Source organism: Paenibacillus tengchongensis (genome assembly GCF_008973665.1).
In the GTDB taxonomy this organism is placed as follows: domain Bacteria; phylum Bacillota; class Bacilli; order Paenibacillales; family Paenibacillaceae; genus Paenibacillus_AQ; species Paenibacillus_AQ tengchongensis.
In genome coordinates this window covers 544,640-563,494 of sequence record NZ_WACP01000001.1, presented here as the reverse complement: position 1 = coordinate 563,494, position 18,855 = coordinate 544,640, and the positions used below count along the sequence as shown (strand labels likewise).

At 56.6% G+C, this 18,855-nt stretch carries 15 protein-coding genes; 11 read left to right on the top strand and 4 right to left on the bottom strand.

All coding sequences use genetic code 11. The annotated features are described in order from the left end of the window. Positions 1-168 precede the first annotated feature (168 nt). The 6 genes from F1381_RS02315 to F1381_RS02285 all read left to right on the top strand — a co-directional run bounded on the left by F1381_RS02315 (position 169) and on the right by F1381_RS02285 (position 8,393). Positions 169-2,286, top strand: a complete 2,118-nt coding sequence (locus F1381_RS02315; protein ID WP_151733204.1) for an S-layer homology domain-containing protein — start codon at positions 169-171, stop codon at positions 2,284-2,286. A 118-nt stretch (positions 2,287-2,404) separates the two neighbouring features. Further along, positions 2,405-3,238: a DUF4430 domain-containing protein gene (locus F1381_RS28070; RefSeq protein WP_187355149.1), complete on the top strand. Its 834-nt coding sequence runs from the start codon at positions 2,405-2,407 to the stop codon at positions 3,236-3,238. Continuing rightward, the gene (locus F1381_RS02300) at positions 3,235-4,176 is read left to right on the top strand and encodes an energy-coupling factor transporter transmembrane component T (protein ID WP_151733201.1); all 942 of its coding nucleotides are present in this window, start codon (positions 3,235-3,237) and stop codon (positions 4,174-4,176) included. Before F1381_RS28070 ends, F1381_RS02300 begins: the two co-directional genes overlap by 4 nt. After that, positions 4,092-5,810: an ABC transporter ATP-binding protein gene (locus tag F1381_RS02295; protein WP_151733200.1), complete on the top strand. Its 1,719-nt coding sequence runs from the start codon at positions 4,092-4,094 to the stop codon at positions 5,808-5,810. The genes F1381_RS02300 and F1381_RS02295 overlap by 85 nt, the downstream gene beginning before the upstream one ends. Then, positions 5,783-6,469: an ECF transporter S component gene (locus tag F1381_RS02290; RefSeq protein ID WP_151733199.1), complete on the top strand. Its 687-nt coding sequence runs from the start codon at positions 5,783-5,785 to the stop codon at positions 6,467-6,469. The genes F1381_RS02295 and F1381_RS02290 overlap by 28 nt, the downstream gene beginning before the upstream one ends. 214 nt (positions 6,470-6,683) lie before the next feature. Further along, positions 6,684-8,393 carry a methyl-accepting chemotaxis protein gene (locus tag F1381_RS02285; RefSeq protein ID WP_187355148.1) on the top strand — a complete coding sequence of 570 codons (1,710 nt, stop codon included), beginning with the start codon at positions 6,684-6,686 and terminating at the stop codon, positions 8,391-8,393. Positions 8,394-8,694: 301 nt separating this feature from the next. Here the strand turns inward: F1381_RS02285 and qoxD are convergent, their stop codons facing one another. From qoxD to qoxA, 4 genes are read right to left on the bottom strand one after another with little or no spacing between them, the layout of a single operon-like run. Continuing rightward, the gene (gene qoxD, locus F1381_RS02280; RefSeq protein ID WP_151733197.1) at positions 8,695-8,988 is read right to left on the bottom strand and encodes a cytochrome aa3 quinol oxidase subunit IV; all 294 of its coding nucleotides are present in this window, start codon (positions 8,986-8,988) and stop codon (positions 8,695-8,697) included. A gap of 1 nt (position 8,989) precedes the next feature. Continuing rightward, positions 8,990-9,586: a cytochrome (ubi)quinol oxidase subunit III gene (locus tag F1381_RS02275; protein WP_151733196.1), complete on the bottom strand. Its 597-nt coding sequence runs from the start codon at positions 9,584-9,586 to the stop codon at positions 8,990-8,992. Beyond that, the gene (gene qoxB, locus F1381_RS02270) at positions 9,583-11,526 is read right to left on the bottom strand and encodes a cytochrome aa3 quinol oxidase subunit I (protein WP_151733195.1); all 1,944 of its coding nucleotides are present in this window, start codon (positions 11,524-11,526) and stop codon (positions 9,583-9,585) included. The genes F1381_RS02275 and qoxB overlap by 4 nt, the downstream gene beginning before the upstream one ends. A gap of 46 nt (positions 11,527-11,572) precedes the next feature. Next, positions 11,573-12,589: a cytochrome aa3 quinol oxidase subunit II gene (qoxA, locus tag F1381_RS02265; protein WP_151733194.1), complete on the bottom strand. Its 1,017-nt coding sequence runs from the start codon at positions 12,587-12,589 to the stop codon at positions 11,573-11,575. Positions 12,590-13,151: 562 nt separating this feature from the next. Here qoxA and F1381_RS02260 point away from each other — a divergent pair. The 5 genes from F1381_RS02260 (at position 13,152) to F1381_RS02240 (ending at position 18,256) form a co-directional block, all read left to right on the top strand. After that, positions 13,152-14,237: a polysaccharide deacetylase family protein gene (locus F1381_RS02260; RefSeq protein ID WP_187355147.1), complete on the top strand. Its 1,086-nt coding sequence runs from the start codon at positions 13,152-13,154 to the stop codon at positions 14,235-14,237. A 164-nt stretch (positions 14,238-14,401) separates the two neighbouring features. Beyond that, a complete protein-coding gene (locus F1381_RS02255) occupies positions 14,402-14,785 on the top strand; it encodes a GntR family transcriptional regulator (RefSeq protein WP_151733192.1) in 384 nt (127 codons plus the stop codon). Next, positions 14,782-15,684, top strand: a complete 903-nt coding sequence (locus tag F1381_RS02250; RefSeq protein ID WP_151733191.1) for an ABC transporter ATP-binding protein — start codon at positions 14,782-14,784, stop codon at positions 15,682-15,684. Before F1381_RS02255 ends, F1381_RS02250 begins: the two co-directional genes overlap by 4 nt. Continuing rightward, complete coding sequence (locus tag F1381_RS02245; RefSeq protein ID WP_151733190.1) at positions 15,659-17,668, top strand: DUF6449 domain-containing protein; 2,010 nt, start codon at positions 15,659-15,661, stop codon at positions 17,666-17,668. Before F1381_RS02250 ends, F1381_RS02245 begins: the two co-directional genes overlap by 26 nt. Positions 17,669-17,740: 72 nt before the next feature. After that, positions 17,741-18,256: a mismatch-specific DNA-glycosylase gene (locus F1381_RS02240; RefSeq protein ID WP_151733189.1), complete on the top strand. Its 516-nt coding sequence runs from the start codon at positions 17,741-17,743 to the stop codon at positions 18,254-18,256. Positions 18,257-18,855 lie beyond the last annotated feature (599 nt).

Below are 18,855 nucleotides of genomic sequence, written 5' to 3'. Positions count from 1 at the left end.
GTAAGAGCGTTGGTGTCGATACGTTCCTGCCTCAAGTCGCAGCTCTGGTGCAATTCCCCCGGCCGCCTGATCCAGGCGGTCTTTATGTTGTGCCCGGTGAAACGCCGGTGAAGTGAAGGCAAGCGGAGTTATCTATCATACTGCGGAAGAGGGGTTGAGAATTACTCTATGAAAAAGCACTACATGCACATGAAATCTACTGCGCTTGGACTGGCCTTCCTGCTTATCGTGGCCATGTTCGGCTCTGCGCTGGCTCCGGCCGGACAGGCTGATGCTGCAGAGGCAGCGGCCGCTCCGGCTAAGGTCAGTGTGTCGGAGGCGGTGTATTCCGCAGCCGAATACATTCTGGGCGGCGGCGTGCAGTCCGATTGGCAGGCCATCGGCCTGGTCAAAGCCGGCTACAAGGCGGACGCAAGCTATCTGGACAAGCTGGAAGCCAAGGTAAAGGAAGCAAAAGGCACATTCACCCGTGCCACAGATACGGCCCGCACGGTGCTTGCCGTTAAGGCGCTTGGCGCTGACCCGGAGCAATTCGGCGGGTACAATCTGATTGCCAAGCTGTACAGCCATGACAAGATTGCCGGCCAGACACTGAACAATGCGGTCTATGCGCTGCTGGCGCTCGATTCGGGCAGCTATTCCATTCCGGACAGCGCAGCCTGGACCAAAGCGAAGCTGCTCGGGGAAATCCTGGCCAAGCAGAATACGGACGGCGGCTTTGCCCTCACGGGCGGCGCCAGCGATCCGGATATGACAGCGATGGCCTTGACGGCACTGGCGGCCCATAAGGATGATGCCAAGGCAGTCTCCGCCGGAGAGCGGGCTGCAGCCTGGCTGTCCTCCGCGCTAGATGCAGGGGGCGGTTACGGGGACAGCAGCGAGAGCGTTGCCCAGGCCATTATCGCTTTATCTTCCTTCGGTATAGACCCGACTGGAGCCGAGTATGCCAAAGACGGTACGGAGCTTGTCGGCAAGCTGCTGAGCTACCGGAATGCGGACGGCGGCTTTGCCCACAACACCGGCGGCAGCTCCAATACGCTGTCAACCGAGCAGGCGCTGCTGGCGCTGGCGGCTTTCGGCAGCTTCGGCCAGAACGGCGGCAAGCTGTATGATTTAAGCCATGCAGCAGCGGTTAATCCGCTTGTCCGCGTAAGCGTGGCGATTGAGGGGCCGGAAGCCGCTCTGGGCCAGGCAAATGTCTATGCGGGCAATGTGCTGACTGCTCTGGAGCGGGCCGCTCAGGCCAATCATCTGGCCCTTGTCAATGAGGCGGGGAATTACGTAACCGGCATTGGCGGTGTTTCCGCCGGCCTTTACGGCGGCTATGACGGCTGGATGTATATCGTATCCCGCGGCGGACAATGGATTTACCCTAGTGTGGGCATGAATGATTTTGCCCTGCAGGACAATGACAAGGTACTGGTGTATTATGGAGGAGACGTAACCCAGGTGGTGGATTCCGTAGCTGTAAATCCGCAGAAACCGAAGCCGGGCGAGGCCTTCACCCTGACTGTAACGCAGAAACAATGGGTTTGGAACGCGGACACCTTTACCTCTGATCCGGTGACTTCGCCGGCGGCCGGAGTCCAGGTGTCGGTAGGCGGACAGCGTGTGACGACAGATGCCTACGGCCTGGCCACCTTCAGCGGCGGATTGGCGGCAGGCCGCTACACGCTGGACATTACCGGCTATGACAATGGCAAAGCGCCTAGTCTTGTCCGTTATACCGGTGAGCTGGGTGTGAGCTCCGGCGCGGCTTTTGCCGATGAGAAGAGAATTTCGGCCTGGGCGCTGGAAGCGGTGCGCAGTGCGGCCGATGCCGGTCTGATCCAGGGCGTCAGCGAGGAGACCCAGGTCTTCGCTCCGAAAGAATACATCACCCGCGCCCAATTCGCAGCGCTGCTGCTGCGGTTGACCGGCCAGGAGCCGGCTGCGGCTTCTTCGGCCCAGACCTTTAGCGATGTGTTGCCGGGCGCCTGGTATTACGGTGCCGTGAACAAAGCCAAGGAACTCGGCTATATCAGCGGCAACGGCAGCCTCTTTAATCCGGACGGTGTGATTACCCGTCAGGATATGGCGGTAATGATTGCCAAGGCTTTTGATTTGGCAGGCAATGGTGCTGCAGCATTCAGCTTCAGCGACGGCGGCAAGATTAGCCCGTACGCAGTGGAGGCCGTTAGTGCGGTAACGGCGCTGGGCTATATGAGCGCTGCCGGCGGCGCCTTTGAGCCTGCCGCTTATGTAACGCGGGAAATGGCTGCGGTGGTTGCGGTCAGACTGCCTTAAGTAAAGGCTGCTTACGGATTTGTGGCAACCGGAATACCGGGAGCCTGCATATTGTATAGGGACAGAACGGGGATGAATGCCTCGTTCTTTTCCCGTTTTTGGGAGGTGTGCTCTGTTCATGTTACGGAAAATACTGCGCAGCGGCCTGGCCCCGCTGCTGCTTGCGGCGCTGCTGCTCGCCAGCTGCGCCTCCGAATCGTCTGAGCCGGCGGGCGAAGCGCCGGCTCAAACGGCGGCTGCGTCCGCTGCGCCGCAGCCGTCCCCGGCAGCCTCTCCGTCCCCCGGAGAGGCCGCCACTGCCGGCACGGGCGCAGGCTCCGTGCCGGTAAGCCCCGGTGCAGGCGCTGCCGCCGCACCGGTCACCGACGCCGGGCCGCCTGCGGATGGCCCGGCAACCAGCGCGGCGCCGGCTGCAGCGGCGCCTTCCGCAACCGCGCCGGCGCGGAGCCAAGCGCCGGCCGCGACTGCGGCGCCTGCGGCCACGGCCAAGCCGGCAAAGGCCACGCCGGCGGCGACCGCGCCGGCAACGACCCAGCCGGCTGCCACTAAGCCGGCCGCAACCCGGCCGGCGGCCACTCACAGCGCGGCCGCGCCGCAGGCTGCTGCGCAGCAGACCGTGACGCTCTCCATCGTCGGCGATGAGGAGCTCGGCACGATCCTGGCGCCGACAGCCTATGAGGTCGAGGAGGGCGAGAGCGTGCTGGATCTGCTGAAGCGGATTACCCGCAAGCATAAGATTCCGCTGGAATTCCAAGGAGCGGGAAGTTTTGCCTATGTGGAAGGGATCGGCAATCTGTATGAGGGCGACCACGGCGGGGAAAGCGGCTGGATGTACAAGGTCAACGGAGAATTTCCGGACAAAGCGGCAGGCAGTTATACGCTCAGCCCGGGCGACAGCATTGAGTGGCTGTACACGCTGGATATGGGCAAGGACCTCGGAGCCAGCCGATGAGGGGCGGCTTCGGGGCTATGCATCCGGCGGTTGCCCTGGTGTATTACATGGGGCTGCTGCTGTTTGCGCTGCTGCAGCTTCATCCGGTATTTGTGCTGACGCAAATCTTCGGTCTTGTGCTGCTTACCGCGCTGCAGGGACAGGCACGGCTGCTGCGGGGAATTCTGCTGTTCCTGCCGGTGGCGCTCTCCGTAGCGCTGCTGAATCCGCTGTTCTCTCATCGGGGTTCGCATATTTTATTCTATCTGTGGGACCGGCAGATTACGCTCGAAGCCGTACTGTACGGCCTGATGACGATGACGCTGCTGCTGGCGGTGTTTATCCTGTTTATTTCCTACAACTATAACGTAACTGCCGATAAATTCATGCATCTGTTCGCCGGTCTCGCCCCGAAGACGGCGCTGCTCCTGTGGATGGCCCTCCGCTTCGTGCCGCTCTTCCAGCGGCGGCTGCGCGAGATTACGCGGGTCCAGCGGCTTCGCGGAATTGATGTCGGCCGAGGCAGCCTGCGCAAACGGATGGCGGACGGAATGACCCTGCTGAAGGTGCTGGTGAGCTGGTCGCTGGAGGAAGCGCTGCAGACAGCCGACTCGATGAAAGCGCGCGGCTATGGCGTCAGCAAGCGAAGCAGCTACGGAAGCTACCGGATGGACCGTCTGGATAAGCTGGTCCTGCTGTGGCTTATGGTTTGTGCCTGTGTCCCGCTCATCGGCTGGTTTGGCGGACAGGGGATTTGGGAAGTTTATCCACGGCTGAAGCCGATGGGCTGGGGCTGGGAGGAAGGCGGGATGTATGCCGGACTGTGCCTCTTCGTCCTGACGGCTCCTGTCCTGGAAGGAAAGGAGAAATGGCAATGGAGATCCTCGCGGCGGAAGGCTTATCCTTCCGCTACCCCGCAGCCGGACGCGACTCGCTTCAGAAACTCTCTTTTACGGTAGAAGAAGGCGAGTTCATTGTACTGCTTGGACCTTCCGGCGGCGGCAAGACGACGCTGCTGCGCCATCTGAAGCAGGAGCTGGCCCCGGTGGGCATACGCAGCGGGCAAATCCGCTACCGGGGGCGGCCGCTGGAGGCATTGCCGCCGGAACGGGCGGCGGGAGAGATCGGAATGGTCTTCCAGAACCCGGATGCGCAGATTGTTATGGACACCGTATGGCATGAACTGGCCTTCGGGCTGGAGAACTTGGGCTACCCGCCGCAGGTGATGCGCAGCCGTCTGGCGGAGATATCCGCCTTATTCGGACTGGAGTCGCTGCTGTACCATCCGGTGCACCAGCTCTCCGGGGGCCAGAAGCAGCTCTTGAACCTGGCTTCGGTGCTGCTGCTGCAGCCCAAGGTGCTGCTGCTGGACGAACCGACCTCCCAGCTCGATCCTGTCGCCGCCCGCGAGTTCATTCAGACCGTCTACCGGCTGAGCGAAGAGATGGCGATGACGGTGATTATCAGCGAACACCGGCTGGAGGAGGTGCTGCCGCTGGCGGACCGGGTATGGCTGATGCAGGACGGCGTCCTGAGCGTTCAGGGCACTCCGCGTGAATTTGCGCGTGAGACGGGTAAGGCCGGAGCTGCGGCAGCCGGAATGCAGACTTATCTGCCGGCAGCGACCCGCTTGTACTACTCATTGTCTCCGGAAGATGCAGCCGCCGGACCTTCAGAGGTTCCCCTGACCGTAAGGGAGGGGAAGCGCTGGTTATTGGACGCCGCCAGTGCGGGTAGACGTGTAGAGAAGCACCCTATGTATACGTCCCGCAATAAACACGGAGACAAACGCATGAACTCTAAACCATCCTCCGTTGAAACCACCGGCGGTGAAGGGCTGCTACACTGCCGGGAAGTTACCTTTCGGTATGAGAAGGAGGCTCCCGATGTGCTGCGCAAGCTCTCATTGTCCCTATACCAGGGAGAATGGCTCGCGGTAATGGGCGGCAACGGTGCCGGTAAATCAACACTGCTGCATATCCTCGGAGGCCTGGAGAAGCCGCAGCGCGGCAAGCTGTCCTTCGCCAAAGGGGTAAGGGCGGGCTACCTGGCCCAGAATCCGCTGCTCTACTTCAGTCAGGACACCGCTGCGGAGGAACTGGGGCATATGGCAGAGGTGTCCGGACTCGGGACGGAGGAGGCCGCCCGCGAAATTGCCGGGCTGGCGGAAACGTTCCAGCTTGCCGGAGTGCTGGAGCAGCATCCTCTGGACTTAAGCGGCGGCCAGCAGCAGAAGCTCGCGCTGGCCATGGTGCTGCTCTTGAGGCCGGCGGTGTTGCTGCTGGATGAGCCGACAAAGGGGCTCGACCCCTGTGCCAAGGAACGCTTCGCCGGGCTGCTGGAGGACCTGCTCGGGCAGGGCGTCAGCATCGTGACTGTAACGCATGACGTGGAGTTCGCGGCGAGATACGCCACGCGATGTGCGCTGCTGTTTGACGGAAGTATTACGGCTGAAGGGACGCCAGCTGAATTTTTTGGCGGCAACTATTTCTACACGACGGCAGTTAACCGCATGGCTCGCGATCTGCTGCCGGAGGCATTGACCTTAGAGGATGTGGTGAGAGCATGGCCAAATACCGCTACCCGCTGCTGATCGCCCTGGGGCTGTTCCTGTCCCTGCTGGGCTTGACGGCCGCGCTGAAGGACCGTCATTATCTGCTGCTCAGCCTTGTGATGCTGGCTGCGGCCCTGCTGCCACTGTTCATCCGGCTGGAGCGGAGGCCGCTTGAGGCCCGGGAGCTGGTGCTGCTGGCGGTGCTGGCGGCCGTTGCGGCCATCAGCCGGATTCCGTTCGCCGCCCTCCCGAATGTGAAGCCCGTTTCCGCGCTGGTGATTCTCTCCGCCTATGTCTTCGGTGCAGAGGCGGGATTCATCATCGGCGCGGTCGCGGCGCTGGTGTCGAATATTTATTTCGGCCAGGGGCCCTGGACGCCGTGGCAGATGTTTGCCTGGGGAATAATGGGCCTCAGCGCAGGCTGGCTGCGGAGTACTCCCCTGCTGCACAGCCGGGCCGGGCTGCTCGCTTTCGGTTTCATCTGGGGATTCCTGTTCGGCTGGATTATGGACATCTGGTATCTGCTCAGCCAGCCCGACACGCTGAGTTGGCCGCTGGCCGCCGCTGCCGTGGCCTCCAGCTTTTACTTTGATTTGGCCCATGCGGTGTCCAATGTCGTATTCCTGGCCGTGCTGGCCGGTGGCTGGACGAAAGTGCTGGAGCGCTTCCGCCGCAAATACGGCCTGCTGAAGGAATAGGAAAAACGAAATATATATGTGGCGGACAGGCGTTTTCCAGCCGCCATTACGATCCGCCGCCGGTGATAGGGCGGCGGATTTTTATTGAACAACGGTCCGGCTTGGACTGATAATTGAAGATTCGACAAATTTCATGTTCCGACATCAACTATTCGACCTTTTTCGCCGATAAATAGCATTACACAGCATGAGAAGAAGAGGTGAAGAGGGAAAAATGAAGCAATTAAAAGTGAAGTATAAAATGACGGTGCTGGTGGCCATTGCTGTCATTATGCTTATTATCCTGGGCATGATCGGGATATTGAATACCGATGATATGGCGAAGCGTTCCCAGAACACGTACAGCCATAACCTTCAGCCGATCTACCTGGTTACAGAAATCCGTGCCAACAACCGCATGATTGAATCTTACCTGCTGGAGGATCTGCTCACTGACGATCAGGAGAAGACCCATGAGCTGGCGCAAGGCATTCAGTCGAGCATTGAGAAGAACAATGGACTGATGGAACAGCTGCAGCAGCTGCACTTCAGCGATAGCGCCATCAAGGACAATATTAATCAGTACGTTTCGCTGCTGGGTGATTACCGGGCACAGCGTGAGGCCATTCTGCAGCTGGCGGCCAAGAATATGAACAGCGAAGGGTACCGGGTCTTCTCCGGCGCAGCCTTCAGCGAGGCCCGCTTGCGGATGACCACTCTGCTCGATGATACCTCCAAGCTGCTGCTGGCTGATGCCGAAGCCCAGAACAAGCTGAATGCCAGCAGTGCGGCAAGCTCGCGGACGACGAACAGTATCATTATCACCGCAGCCTGGATACTGATTATCTTGATCAGCGTTGTGATTACCAGATTGATCACGAAGCCGCTGCGGGAGCTGCAGGGATTAATGAAGCAGGCAGAGGCAGGGGACTTATCGGTAACGGCCCATTATAATTCCAGGGATGAAATCGGACAGATCAACCAGTCCTTCAACCGGATGCTCGGCAGCCTGCGGACGATGATGCAGGGTATTGCTGAGAGTGCAGAAATGCTTTCGGCCTCCTCTCAGGAGATGAGCGCCAGTTCTGAGCAGACGGCGCGCGCCTCACAGCTTATTGCAGAGACCTCGGGCGAGATCGCCGCAGGATTTGAGGTCCAGGCGCAGATGATCGGACGGACGGCATCCTCTGTGAAGACGATGGCAGAGGAAATGTATACCATGGAGCGCAGCGGCGGTGAAATGGCTGCATTGATGGAGGAAGCCGCCGGTTCGACGGAACGGGGTGCCGAAGCAGTGGAGCTGATTCTGGACCAAATGCAGCGGATCGACAGCAGTGTCTCCGGCAGCCAGGATGTGGTCGTCAATCTGGGGAGCCTGTCCCAGGAGATCAATACGATCATTACCACGATCAATGAAATCGCGACACAGACTAATCTGCTCTCGCTGAATGCTTCCATCGAAGCGGCACGGGCCGGCGAGCATGGCCGCGGCTTCGCGGTAGTGGCGGGTGAAATCCGCCAGCTTGCGGAAGCAACAGGAAAGAGCTCGCAGCGGATTACAGAAATCATCACCCATATTCAGGTGCAGACTGCGGAGGCGGTGGATGCGATGGCCAAAGGCTCAGCCCAGGTGTCGGACGGCGTCGCGCACAGCGGGCTTGTAGCCAAGGCCTTTGCCGAGATCCAGCAGTCGATCGGAGCCGCCCGGCGGCAGGCAGAAGGCATCCAACAAGCGATCGGGTATATCTCCCGGGAATCGCAGGGCGTAACGGAGGCAATGGAGGAGGCAAGCCGTATTTCGCGCAAAGGTGCGGATGATGTGCAGGATACCAGTGCGGCGAGCGAAGAGCAGCTGTCTGCCATGGGCGAAATGTCCCACTCCGCCCAGTACCTGGCCACACTTGCCGAGAATCTGCAGAAGGAGCTGGGCCGGTTCAAGCTGTAACCGGCGGCCTTCCGGACTCCCGCTGGTTACAGCGGAGGAGACGGAGGATAGCGGAAATAGGAGAAGAGTAAGCAGCGATTCTGACACAGAATCGCTGCTTTTTATTCTTCGCTTTAGGGCAGCCTTCTTGCGGGGGCGGGGCGCAACAGCCCTCCCGCCGAGCAGGCCGCAAAGCCAGGCCCCTCCCACGGAGCAGGCCGCAAAGCCAGGCTCCCCGGCCGAGGACCGGGGCCCGCCCGCCAAACAAAAAACCGCCCCCGGCAGAAGCCGGGGGCGGGACTTAATCGAACCTTCATGTAATTTACGCGTACCAGCCCCATACGAAGATGAACAGGGTTCCGAAGATCGTAATCAGGCCGACGAACAGCGCGTAAGCGATATTGATGTACAGCTCTTTCTTGGTATCGGCAGATTCACCGATATGCATGAAGACGAAGAGCTGAAGCGAAGCCTGGATGATCGCCGTGACCAGCAGCACGACCATATTCGCCGCGTCGGAGAGGTCTCCGTAAATGACGACGAGTGCGGCTGCTGAAAGGACCAGGGACGCGAGATAACCGATCACATGACGGATGGGAAACAGTTGCTTTATCATATCACATCAGTCCTTTCAGGTAGACGAAGCTGAAGATAAAGATCCAGACAACGTCCAGGAAGTGCCAGAACAGTGAGAAGATAAATGTTTTGTTGGCCGTTGCCGGGCTGATGCCCTCGCGCCAGAGCTGGATCATAATCGCCACGCCCCACAGGAAGCCGAAGCTGACGTGGGCGCCGTGGGTGCCGAGCAGGACGAACAGACTGGACAGGAAGCCGCTGGTCTGCAGCGTTGCCCCTTCATGCACGTAGGTAAAGAACTCGTCGATTTCGATACCGACGAAGGCCAGGCCCATCAGCAGCGTGATGCCCATGAAGACTAGTGTAGCTTTTTTGTTGCCCAGGCGCATGGCATGGACCGCAAGTCCGATGGTGAACGAGCTGGTCAGGAGCAGTAAGGTTTCCCAGAGCACCGGGCCGATCTCGAACAGCTCAGCGCCGCTCGGACCGTCCGCGAAGCGGTTCACCATAACAAAATATACTGTGAACAGGGTGGCGAAGAGCGGAATTTCCGCTCCCAGGAACACCCAGAATCCGAAGATCTTATTGCTGTTCTCTTCCGTTGAATATTCAAGCGGCTTGGACGCATCTATCTTCATACAGTCTCACCCCGCAGTTTCTTTTCAGTAGCAGCGACTTCTTCTGCAGAAATGTAGAAGCCGTGATCCCGCTCGAAGGACATGACGGCCAGCATAATGATGATGCCGACCCCGGCGACGATGGCCGGAATCCACATGCTGAAGACGAGGAAGAAGCCCAGGAAGAAGAAGATTACTCCCAGAATAAACGGCTTTCCGGTGTTGTTCGGCAGGTGAATCTTGGTGATCTTGTCTTCGTACAGCGGTGTGTTCTTCTGCTTGGATTCCCAGTAAGGATCGCGGGAATTGACCTTTGGAATAACGGCGAAGTTGTAAGCCGGGATTGGGCTGTGCGTAGCCCATTCCAGTGTGCGGCCGTCCCATGGATCGCCGTTGGTGTCTCTTGGCGCATAACGCGTGCTCCAATAGATGTTGTATACCAGGATGACAAATCCGATTGCCAGGCCGAGTGCGCCGGCGAAGGAGAGCATATTCAGCGGGCCGAAGCCGCTCTCTTCGGAGTAGGTGTACATCCGGCGTGTCATACCCATCAGTCCCAGGAAGAACATCGGGAAGAAGGTCACGTTGAACGAAATCGCGATCCACCAGAAGGCATGCTTGCCGATCCGGTCATTCAGACGGAAGCCGAATACTTTAGGGAACCAGTAATGGAACCCGGCAATAACGGCGAACACGGCGCCCGGAATCAGCACGTAGTGGAAATGCGCAACCAGGAACATCGTATTGTGGTACTGGTAGTCGGCGCTGGCCATCGCCAGCATGACGCCGGTTACCCCGCCGATCGTAAAGATCGGAATAAAGGCCAGCGTGTAAAGCATCGGTGTGGTAAAGGATATTCGCCCTTTGCGCAGCGTGAACAGCCAGTTGAATATTTTGACCCCGGTCGGTACGGCTATCGCCATCGTGGTGATGGAGAAGAAGCTGTTGACCATAACCCCTTGACCCATGGTATAGAAGTGATGCGCCCAAACCAGGAAGGAGAGGAGCGAGATAATCACCATACTGAAGACCATGGAAGTGTAACCGTACAGGTTCTTCTTGGAGAAAGTGGCAATGATTTCACTGTAAATCCCGAAGGCGGGCAGAATAACGATGTATACTTCCGGATGGCCCCAAACCCAGAACAGGTTCGCCCAGAGCATATCCATCCCGCCGTTGGCCATCGTGAAGAACTGGGAGCCGAACAGGCGGTCGAACATCATCAGCGCGAGCGCTACGGTCAGTACCGGGAACGCGAAGACGATGATAATGTTGGTGATCAGCACGGACCAGGTGAACATCGGCATTTTCATGAGTGTCATGCCCGGTGCGCGCATTTTGAGAATCGTTACGATAAAGTTGACGCCGGTCATCAGAGTCCCGATACCGGAAATCTGCAGCGCCAGTGAGTAGTAGTTGTTGCCGACCGTCGGACTGAATTCAATACTGGCCAGCGGGAAGTAGGCCGACCAGCCGGCATCCGGCGAACCGCCGACAACGAACGAAATGTTGAGCAGCATGGCGCCCATAAAGAACAGCCAGAAGCTGATCGCATTCAGCCGCGGAAAGGCGACGTCGCGTGCGCCGATCTGCAGTGGAATAATGACGTTCATGAGACCGATGATGAACGGCATCGCCATGAACAGAATCATGATCAGACCGTGCGTGGTAAATACCTCATTATAATGCTGGGCGTCGAGGAACTTCATCTCCGGCGCTGCGGTCTGCAGGCGCATCATCAGCGCGTCGACGCCGCCGCGGAACAGCATGAGCAGGGCGGCGATGATGTACATGACACCAATCCGTTTATGGTCTACTGTAGTAAGCCACTCGCGCCACAGATATCCCCATTTCTTGAAGTAGGTCAATCCGACGATGATCCCGATGGTGGCCAGTGCAATACTGATCATGGCCCCGTAAATCAGGGGTTCGCCGTGAACCTTAAATTTTTCTAAATCCATTAGGGTGGCTCCTTTCAGGCTAATTGCTTCGTACTATGGCAAGAGCTTAATGGCCCTCGTGTGTGCTTTCGTCGGCAGGGAAACTCGGAAGCGGTTCTTCAAGCTCCGGGTTAGGCTCGCCGTCGAACTCGGTCTGGCTGGAGGGCTCCGGTGAAGGATGAATATCCTTGTTGTCCTGATGATCCTCGTTTCCGTTCTCCATGTTCATTTCGCTGCCGTCGCCGCTCATATGCTCGCTATGGTCACCCGGCGGCGGGCTGAAGGTCAGATGGGTGGAGGAGTAGGTTTTGCGCCCGAGATGTTCGGCGGCAAGCAGGCCTTTGAACTCATCCTCCGTTAACTCAGGTTCGTTTGCCTTAACATCCTGAACCCATTCGTTGTATTCGTCACCAGTCATGACCAGGGCCTCAAACTCCATGTGGGCAAAGCCCTTGCCGCTGAAGTTCGAGTTGCGGCCCATATAGGAGCCTACAGTATCTGCTGAAAGGTTCAGCTCGGTGAGCATGTCACTCATGGCATACTTTTGTCCGGCAAGCTGCGGAATCCAGAAGCTCGTAATGGTGCCGAACGAATAGAGGCGGAACTCAACAGCGCGGTGAACAGGGATGTTCACATAGTTAACCGTCTCAATGCCTTCCTCCGGGTAGCTGAAATGCCATTTCCAGTTCGATGAGGATGCGTAAATCACCAGCGGATCCTGATCCTTGTACTGTTCAGCGACATTCTCAACGGCATGCGTCGACTTGACGGTAACGACGGACAGGAAGGCTACGATGATAATCGGGATGATAATCCAGATTGCCTCCAGTACCTTATTGCCCTCCTCATGCTCCGGAATGTACCCCTCGTTGCTCTTCTTGGCCCGGTATTTCACCAGCACAAAGACATATAAGATGTAGACAACGGCCAGAACTCCCATCATTACGAGAATCGAGAGGATGATGGTGTCCGACAATGTCCGTGCAGCCGGTCCCTTCGGGTTCAGAACAGCGAGTGAACTGCATCCCGGCAAAAGAAGAACGAGGCTGAGAAACAAAGCGTATAACGGTCCCTTTTTGTTCATAACGAACTCCTTCCTTCAATACTTTTCATTGGCCGATCGTTAAACAATCAATCCATAACCTTAATCTATAGTAAGAATTACTTAACCAGATTGCAAAAGACATTTTTTGTCATATTGCCTACAAACGACCTGAAAAGTGGCGATTACGTTAAAAATATTTGTCTAAATTGTTACGTTACTTGTTATGTATGACAAAGATCACTGTAACGGCGCGTTTTAAGCTGATTTTAAGGAAGTTCACAATTTAGACAATTATAAATAAATGTTACCAATTCCGTCACAAATATTTTGCCTGAAAACCCGGGAATGTATCCGCTTTTTCCTTGCTGTGACAGGGTTCGACGGAGATGAAGAGGTTTTGCTTAAAAAGTTACGATTGTGTCTTTTTTCACAGCTAAAGGGTAACAGCATTTTCTATGGACGGTTACAAACTCTCAAATCTCCTAAACAAGGGATGTGATAAAGTGATAGATAAATATACTTAGTTAGGAGTTTAGAATCGGTGCCCATTAAAAAAGTAATGCTCTTATTCTTATCTTTATACCTCCTTCTCGGCATAGCCTTGACACAAGCAGCCGGGGCGGCTGCGGGCGGAGTTTCCGCATCCTTAAAGCTGGCAGTCGAGGATTCCCTGTCCGAAATAAGCGCTGTGTCGAGCCATAACACCTATTATGTACCCCTGCGGAGCTTGTCCGAAGCGCTTGGCTGGAGTCTGACGGGCCAGAAGGACGGAATTCAGATTACCGGCAATTCGCGTTCACTGCTGCTGCCCGGCAATAATGGCGGCGCTGTGCTGATAGATGGCACGACTGTGCCCTTAAATACATATCTGGAGAACGGCAGTCTGATGATCCCGCTGAAGCTCAGCGTCTATCTTGGGTATAGCGTTTCCTATGTGCCGGATAAATATTTGCTGCGTGTGTGGAGCGGCGCTGCGAAGCTGGACGATGCTGCTTTTGCCGATAAATATAAGGCTGAGCTGAAGCCGGAGACAGCACCAAATCCCGGAACGGAGGATCCAGTCGCCAAGCCCGGCATGACCGTGTATTTGACCTTTGACGACGGTCCATCGAATACCACAACGCAGCTGCTCGATATGCTGGACAAGTATCAGGTGAAGGCGACCTTCTTTATGCTGGGGCCGCATATGCGCCAGTATCCGGCTCAGGTTAAGCGGATGGGCACGGAAGGCTTCGGGCTAGGTCTGCACGGCATGACCCATGTTAAGCATAAATTCTATGCCTCGCCCGCTGCCGCGCTGAAAGAAATGACGGATGCGAATGCCATACTGGAGCAAATATCCGGCCAAAGCACAACGCTGATCCGTCCCCCTTACGGCAGTAAGCCGTATTTTACCCAAAGCTTCAGGGATAAGCTGCTTGGCCAGGGCTATCATTTATGGGATTGGAACGTTGACTCGGAGGATTGGAAATATAAAGAGGACAGCGCCACAATTTATAATTCCGTCATGAACCAGGTGCATAAGCTGAAGGCAGGCAAGACCGATCCGGTCATCCTGATGCACGACCAGAAGGCGACTTTGCTGGTGCTGCCGCGTATTGTGGAGCAGCTGCAGAAGGAAGGCTATAGCTTTGGAGTCATTGGCGCAGGGATGACACCAGTGAATTTCTGGAAGGACAAACGCTGAGCAGTGCTGCAAGTTTTACTTGGGTTATAGTGAATGGAAACGTAGGAACGGTCCGGATGGGCCGTTTTTTTGTTGACAATCATTTTATACTGTATTAATAATAGTAGTACAGTTAATACAGATGCTGAATGCACAGGTCGCAGCACTCAGAAAGGAGGACGGCCATGTTCGAACTGGACATCCGCAGCCGCAAGCCCATATACGAACAGTTGACCGACAAAATCAAGGAACTGATTGTACACGGGATTCTGCAGCCGGACGAACAGCTACCTTCGGTCAGAACCTTGTCCTCGCAGCTTACCGTCAATCCGAATACGATCCAGAAAGCGTACCGGGAGCTGGAGCGCGAGGGCTATATTTATTCCCTTCAGGGCAAGGGGAGCTTCGTTGCCCCGCTTGGGCCCGAGCAAAAGGGTGGCAAACGGGCGGAAGTGCGCGGGGAATTATTGCGGCTGATGGCGGAGGCTGTATATCTCGGATTTACCGAGAGCGAGATCGGCGCGTTGTACCGCCAGGCGCTGGAGCAGAAGAGAGGAGAGAAAGCATGATCGAGATTCGCGGAGTCAGCAAGAGCTTTCAGGGAGAGAAGGCGGTTGACGGTATATCGCTTACCGTAAAGCAGGGAGCCATATACGGGCTGCTCGGTTCCAACGGTGCCGGCAAAACCTCGCTGCTCAAGACACTCGCCGGCATTTACCGGCCCGAGGAAGGAACGGTCACCATCGGCGGCCAGCCGGTCTTTGAACAGCCGGAGGTGAAGAACGGTATCATCTTTATGCCGGATATTCCGTATTTTTTCCCGCAGGCCTCCCTGCGGACGATGGCTGATTTCTACCGTTCCATTTATCCGAAGTGGAGTGATAGGCGATTCAAGGAGCTGGAGGCGGCATTCAAGCTGGATACGCGCCGCAAGCTGAGCCGTTTCTCCAAGGGAATGCAGCGGCAGGCATCGTTCTGGCTGGCACTGAGCTGTATGCCGGAGGTGCTGATTATGGACGAGCCGATCGACGGACTCGACCCTGTAATGCGGCGGCAAATCAAGAACCTGCTGTTCCAGGAGGTCGCCGACCGCGGGCTTACTGTGATGATCTCTTCGCATAATCTGCGCGAGATCGAGGATCTGTGCGACCATATCGGGATTATGCATCACGGGCGGATGCTGGTGGAGCGGGAGCTGGATGAACTGAAGGCGGATACGCACAAGGTACAGGTTGCCCTGCGGGATGAAAGACATGCCACGGCACTTACTGCCAAGCTGCAGGTGCTGCACCAGGAGACGCGCGGAAGCGTCCGTCTCTATATTGTGAAAGGCGACCGTGCACGGATTGAGCAGGCATTTCGCGTATACGATCCCTATGTGCTGGACCTGCTGCCGCTGACGCTTGAGGAAATCTTTATCTATGAAATGGGGGACGCCGGTTATGATGCGCAGCCGATTCTTCTTTAACGGCGGGATCTTCCGCCAGAATATGCGCCAGCATGGCTGGATCGGAATAATGTATACGCTGGGAATGTTCTTTTCCGTTCCCCTGCAAATGCTTCTGGGCAGAAGGGAGGATCAGCCGCCGCTGACGGTCGACAGCCTGTTCGACATTGCCGGAAATGTGCAGATGCTGTTCATCCTTACGCTGCCGGTTGCCGCCGCATTGTTCCAGTTCCGCTATCTGCAGGCCAGGCAGCCGTCGGACTTATGGCACAGCCTGCCGCTGCGCCGGGAACGGCTGCTGGGTGAGCAGCTGCTCAGCGGAGGGGTGCTTCTGCTGGTGCCGGTCTGGCTGAACGCTATCCTGGCCGCGGTCCTGCTGCCGCTGGAGAGCAATGCCTTCGCCTATCAGGGTGAAGAAGTATGGATGTGGTGCCTGAGCGTCAGTGTCATCACCTTATTCTTCTATGTATTCGGTATATTCATCGGCATCTGCACAGGACAGACGGTGCTTCAGGGAATCGTCATTTACATTCTGCTGATGCTTCCCGCCGCATTGCTGCTGCTGGTAAGCCAGCATTTTAACAGATATTTATACGGGTATCCCGATAATGGATATTTGGGCAGGGTAGACAACTGGTCGCCGGTATTCAAGCTGATGGACATCAGCGTCGATCCCTTCAGCTTGACGGAAATAGGGATTTACGCGGCGCTCAGTGCAGTATTCGCCGGGCTTTCCTTCCTTCTTTACCGCAGACGCCATGCCGAGAAGACAGGGTATGCGCTGGCCTTCACCTATTTTAACCCGCTGTTTAAAGCAGGGGTAATGCTGTGTGCGATGCTGATTTCCGGCGCTTACTTCGCCAGTGTGCAGAATGGTCGTATGGGCTGGACAATCTCCGGTTATATTCTGGGAGCGCTCATCGGCTATATCGCCGCGGAGATGGTCATCCGCAAATCCTGGCATATTGTTTCCCGCAAGACCATTGTTGAATTTGCGGTTTATGCCGCTGCGCTCGGTCTTATTATCTACATTCCGGTAAGCGGGTTGTCCGGTTACGAGAAGCGGGTGCCGGCTGCCGACCGCATTGTGGGGGTATACGCTGGCGATCACTACCGGATGTTTGAGACGGGCGGCAATCCGCAGGATGCCTTGGCGAGGGCGGAGGGGGCTTTTGCCGGGGACAAGGATTATATTGCGGCAGTCCGCCTGCTGCATCAGTCGCTGGTAACCGCTCAGCCTAAGCCTGAAGAGATGGAGCGGTACAGCTACAGCGGCAGCAGATATTTTACGATCGCCTATGAACTGGAGAGCGGGCGGAAGCTTATCCGTAATTACTGGATTCCCGTGGCGGGCTTTGAACCGGAGATGAAGGCGGTCATGGAGAGCGCGGACTTTAAACGCAAGCAGTTTATGGTGTTCGGACTCGGCGGCGAAGTGGAGAGCTTCCGGTTCAGTAATATGGATAAGGTGTTCAATGTTTCCGATCCCGCAGAGATCGCGGAGCTGAAAGGAATTCTGGAGCGTGAAATCATGACCCTGTCCTTTGATGAGCAACATTCAGGAATTATGCCGCGGGCCTCGATTCAAACCATTGCCAAGCCGGATGATACCGGTTATCAGATTTATTATAATTATGACTGGTATCCTTATTATGAAGAACTGGATCAATGGATGGAACACAAGGGCTATGCGGACAAAATACGCACCCTGCCCAGTGAAGTGGAGTCTGTGGAAATTATAAATAATGATTTCTTCAGCAAGCTGAGTGAGGCGCAGAAAGATAATCTGGACGACTGCTTTGCGCTGGCAAGAAGCGAGAAGCAGACCGTTCTCACGACGGATGCGGCGGTCATTGCCGATATACTCGACCATCAGCGTAATTTTAGCGGCGTAAGCGGGGAATATGTGGTTAATATAAAATACGCCAACGATTACGGAACCTATCTGTCGATATCCGGGGAGGACGCGACGCCGGCGATCCGGGCGCTCTTTGCGGGAAGCTGAGCCCCGGCCCCCGGAAGGCACGGCGGAATGACTTGTCCGGCGCCGCGCCCCGGAGAATGGGAGGAGAGCTTTATGAACGAAGTGCCGGATCATCTGGACCACGGGCTTACCATTGTCTTCATCGGGTTTAATCCGAGCATCCGCTCCGGCGAGCTGGGACACCATTATGCCAACCCGCGCAACAATTTCTGGCGCATTCTGCACAATTCGGGACTGACACCGCGCCTGTACAGCGCTTCCGAGGACGGCGAGCTGCTGAAGCTGGGCTACGGGTTTACAAATATCGTTGCCCGGCCAACGGTCGGAGCGGAGGATATTACGCGGGGGGAGTATGCGGAGGGACGGGAGCTGCTGCGCGCCAAGCTGGCCCGCTACCGGCCGGAAGTTGCCTGCTTTGTCGGCAAGGGCGTGTATACAGAATATAGCCGCAGGCCGAAGGCGGAGTGGGGGTTTCAGGAAGGGGAGCCGGTTGTCGACGGCGTGCGCGAATTTGTCGCCCCGTCTTCCAGCGGGCTGGTGCGGATGCCGATGGAAAGAATTGTGGGGATTTACCGGCAGCTGTCCGATTCGATCAGAGAACAGATATGAGAAGGTCATGCGGCAGCGCTTGGGATCAGCTTGCGCTTCCGGCAGCATAGCCGTTGCGGGACCAGTTCAGCATCGGAATGGAAAATAGAACAGCAACGGCAAAAGCGGGTGTCCCAAAACACAAGCTATATCGACCCGGGTACAAAAAAATACACCGCTTAGGTTCAAGGGTTCCTTAGCGGTGTATTTAAAGTTTGGTTTTACGGCCTGATGTTAGTAGCCTCTGCCGCGGTGTCTACAAGATCTGCAGGTGCTCTTAGGTTTGCAGGGGACATAGCGGCTGGGAAGGGGAGGGACTAAGCTCCGTCATTATGGATATGAGCAATGGTGAGAGCGCCGTGCTGAATGAACCCTGAGCGGTCCAGCGCCAGGACATTAGAGCACGCTGACGCCGGATTCGGAGGGTGCGCGGGGCAATTGTATGCGAAAAATCGAATACAATATGCTGCTGCGAGGGTGAGCGGGGCAATTGAATGCGAAAAATCGAATACAATATGCTGCTGCGAGGGTGCGCGGGGCAATTGTATGCGAAAAATCGAATACAATATGCTGCTGCGAGGGTGCGCGGGGCAATTGTATGCGAAAAATCGAATACAATA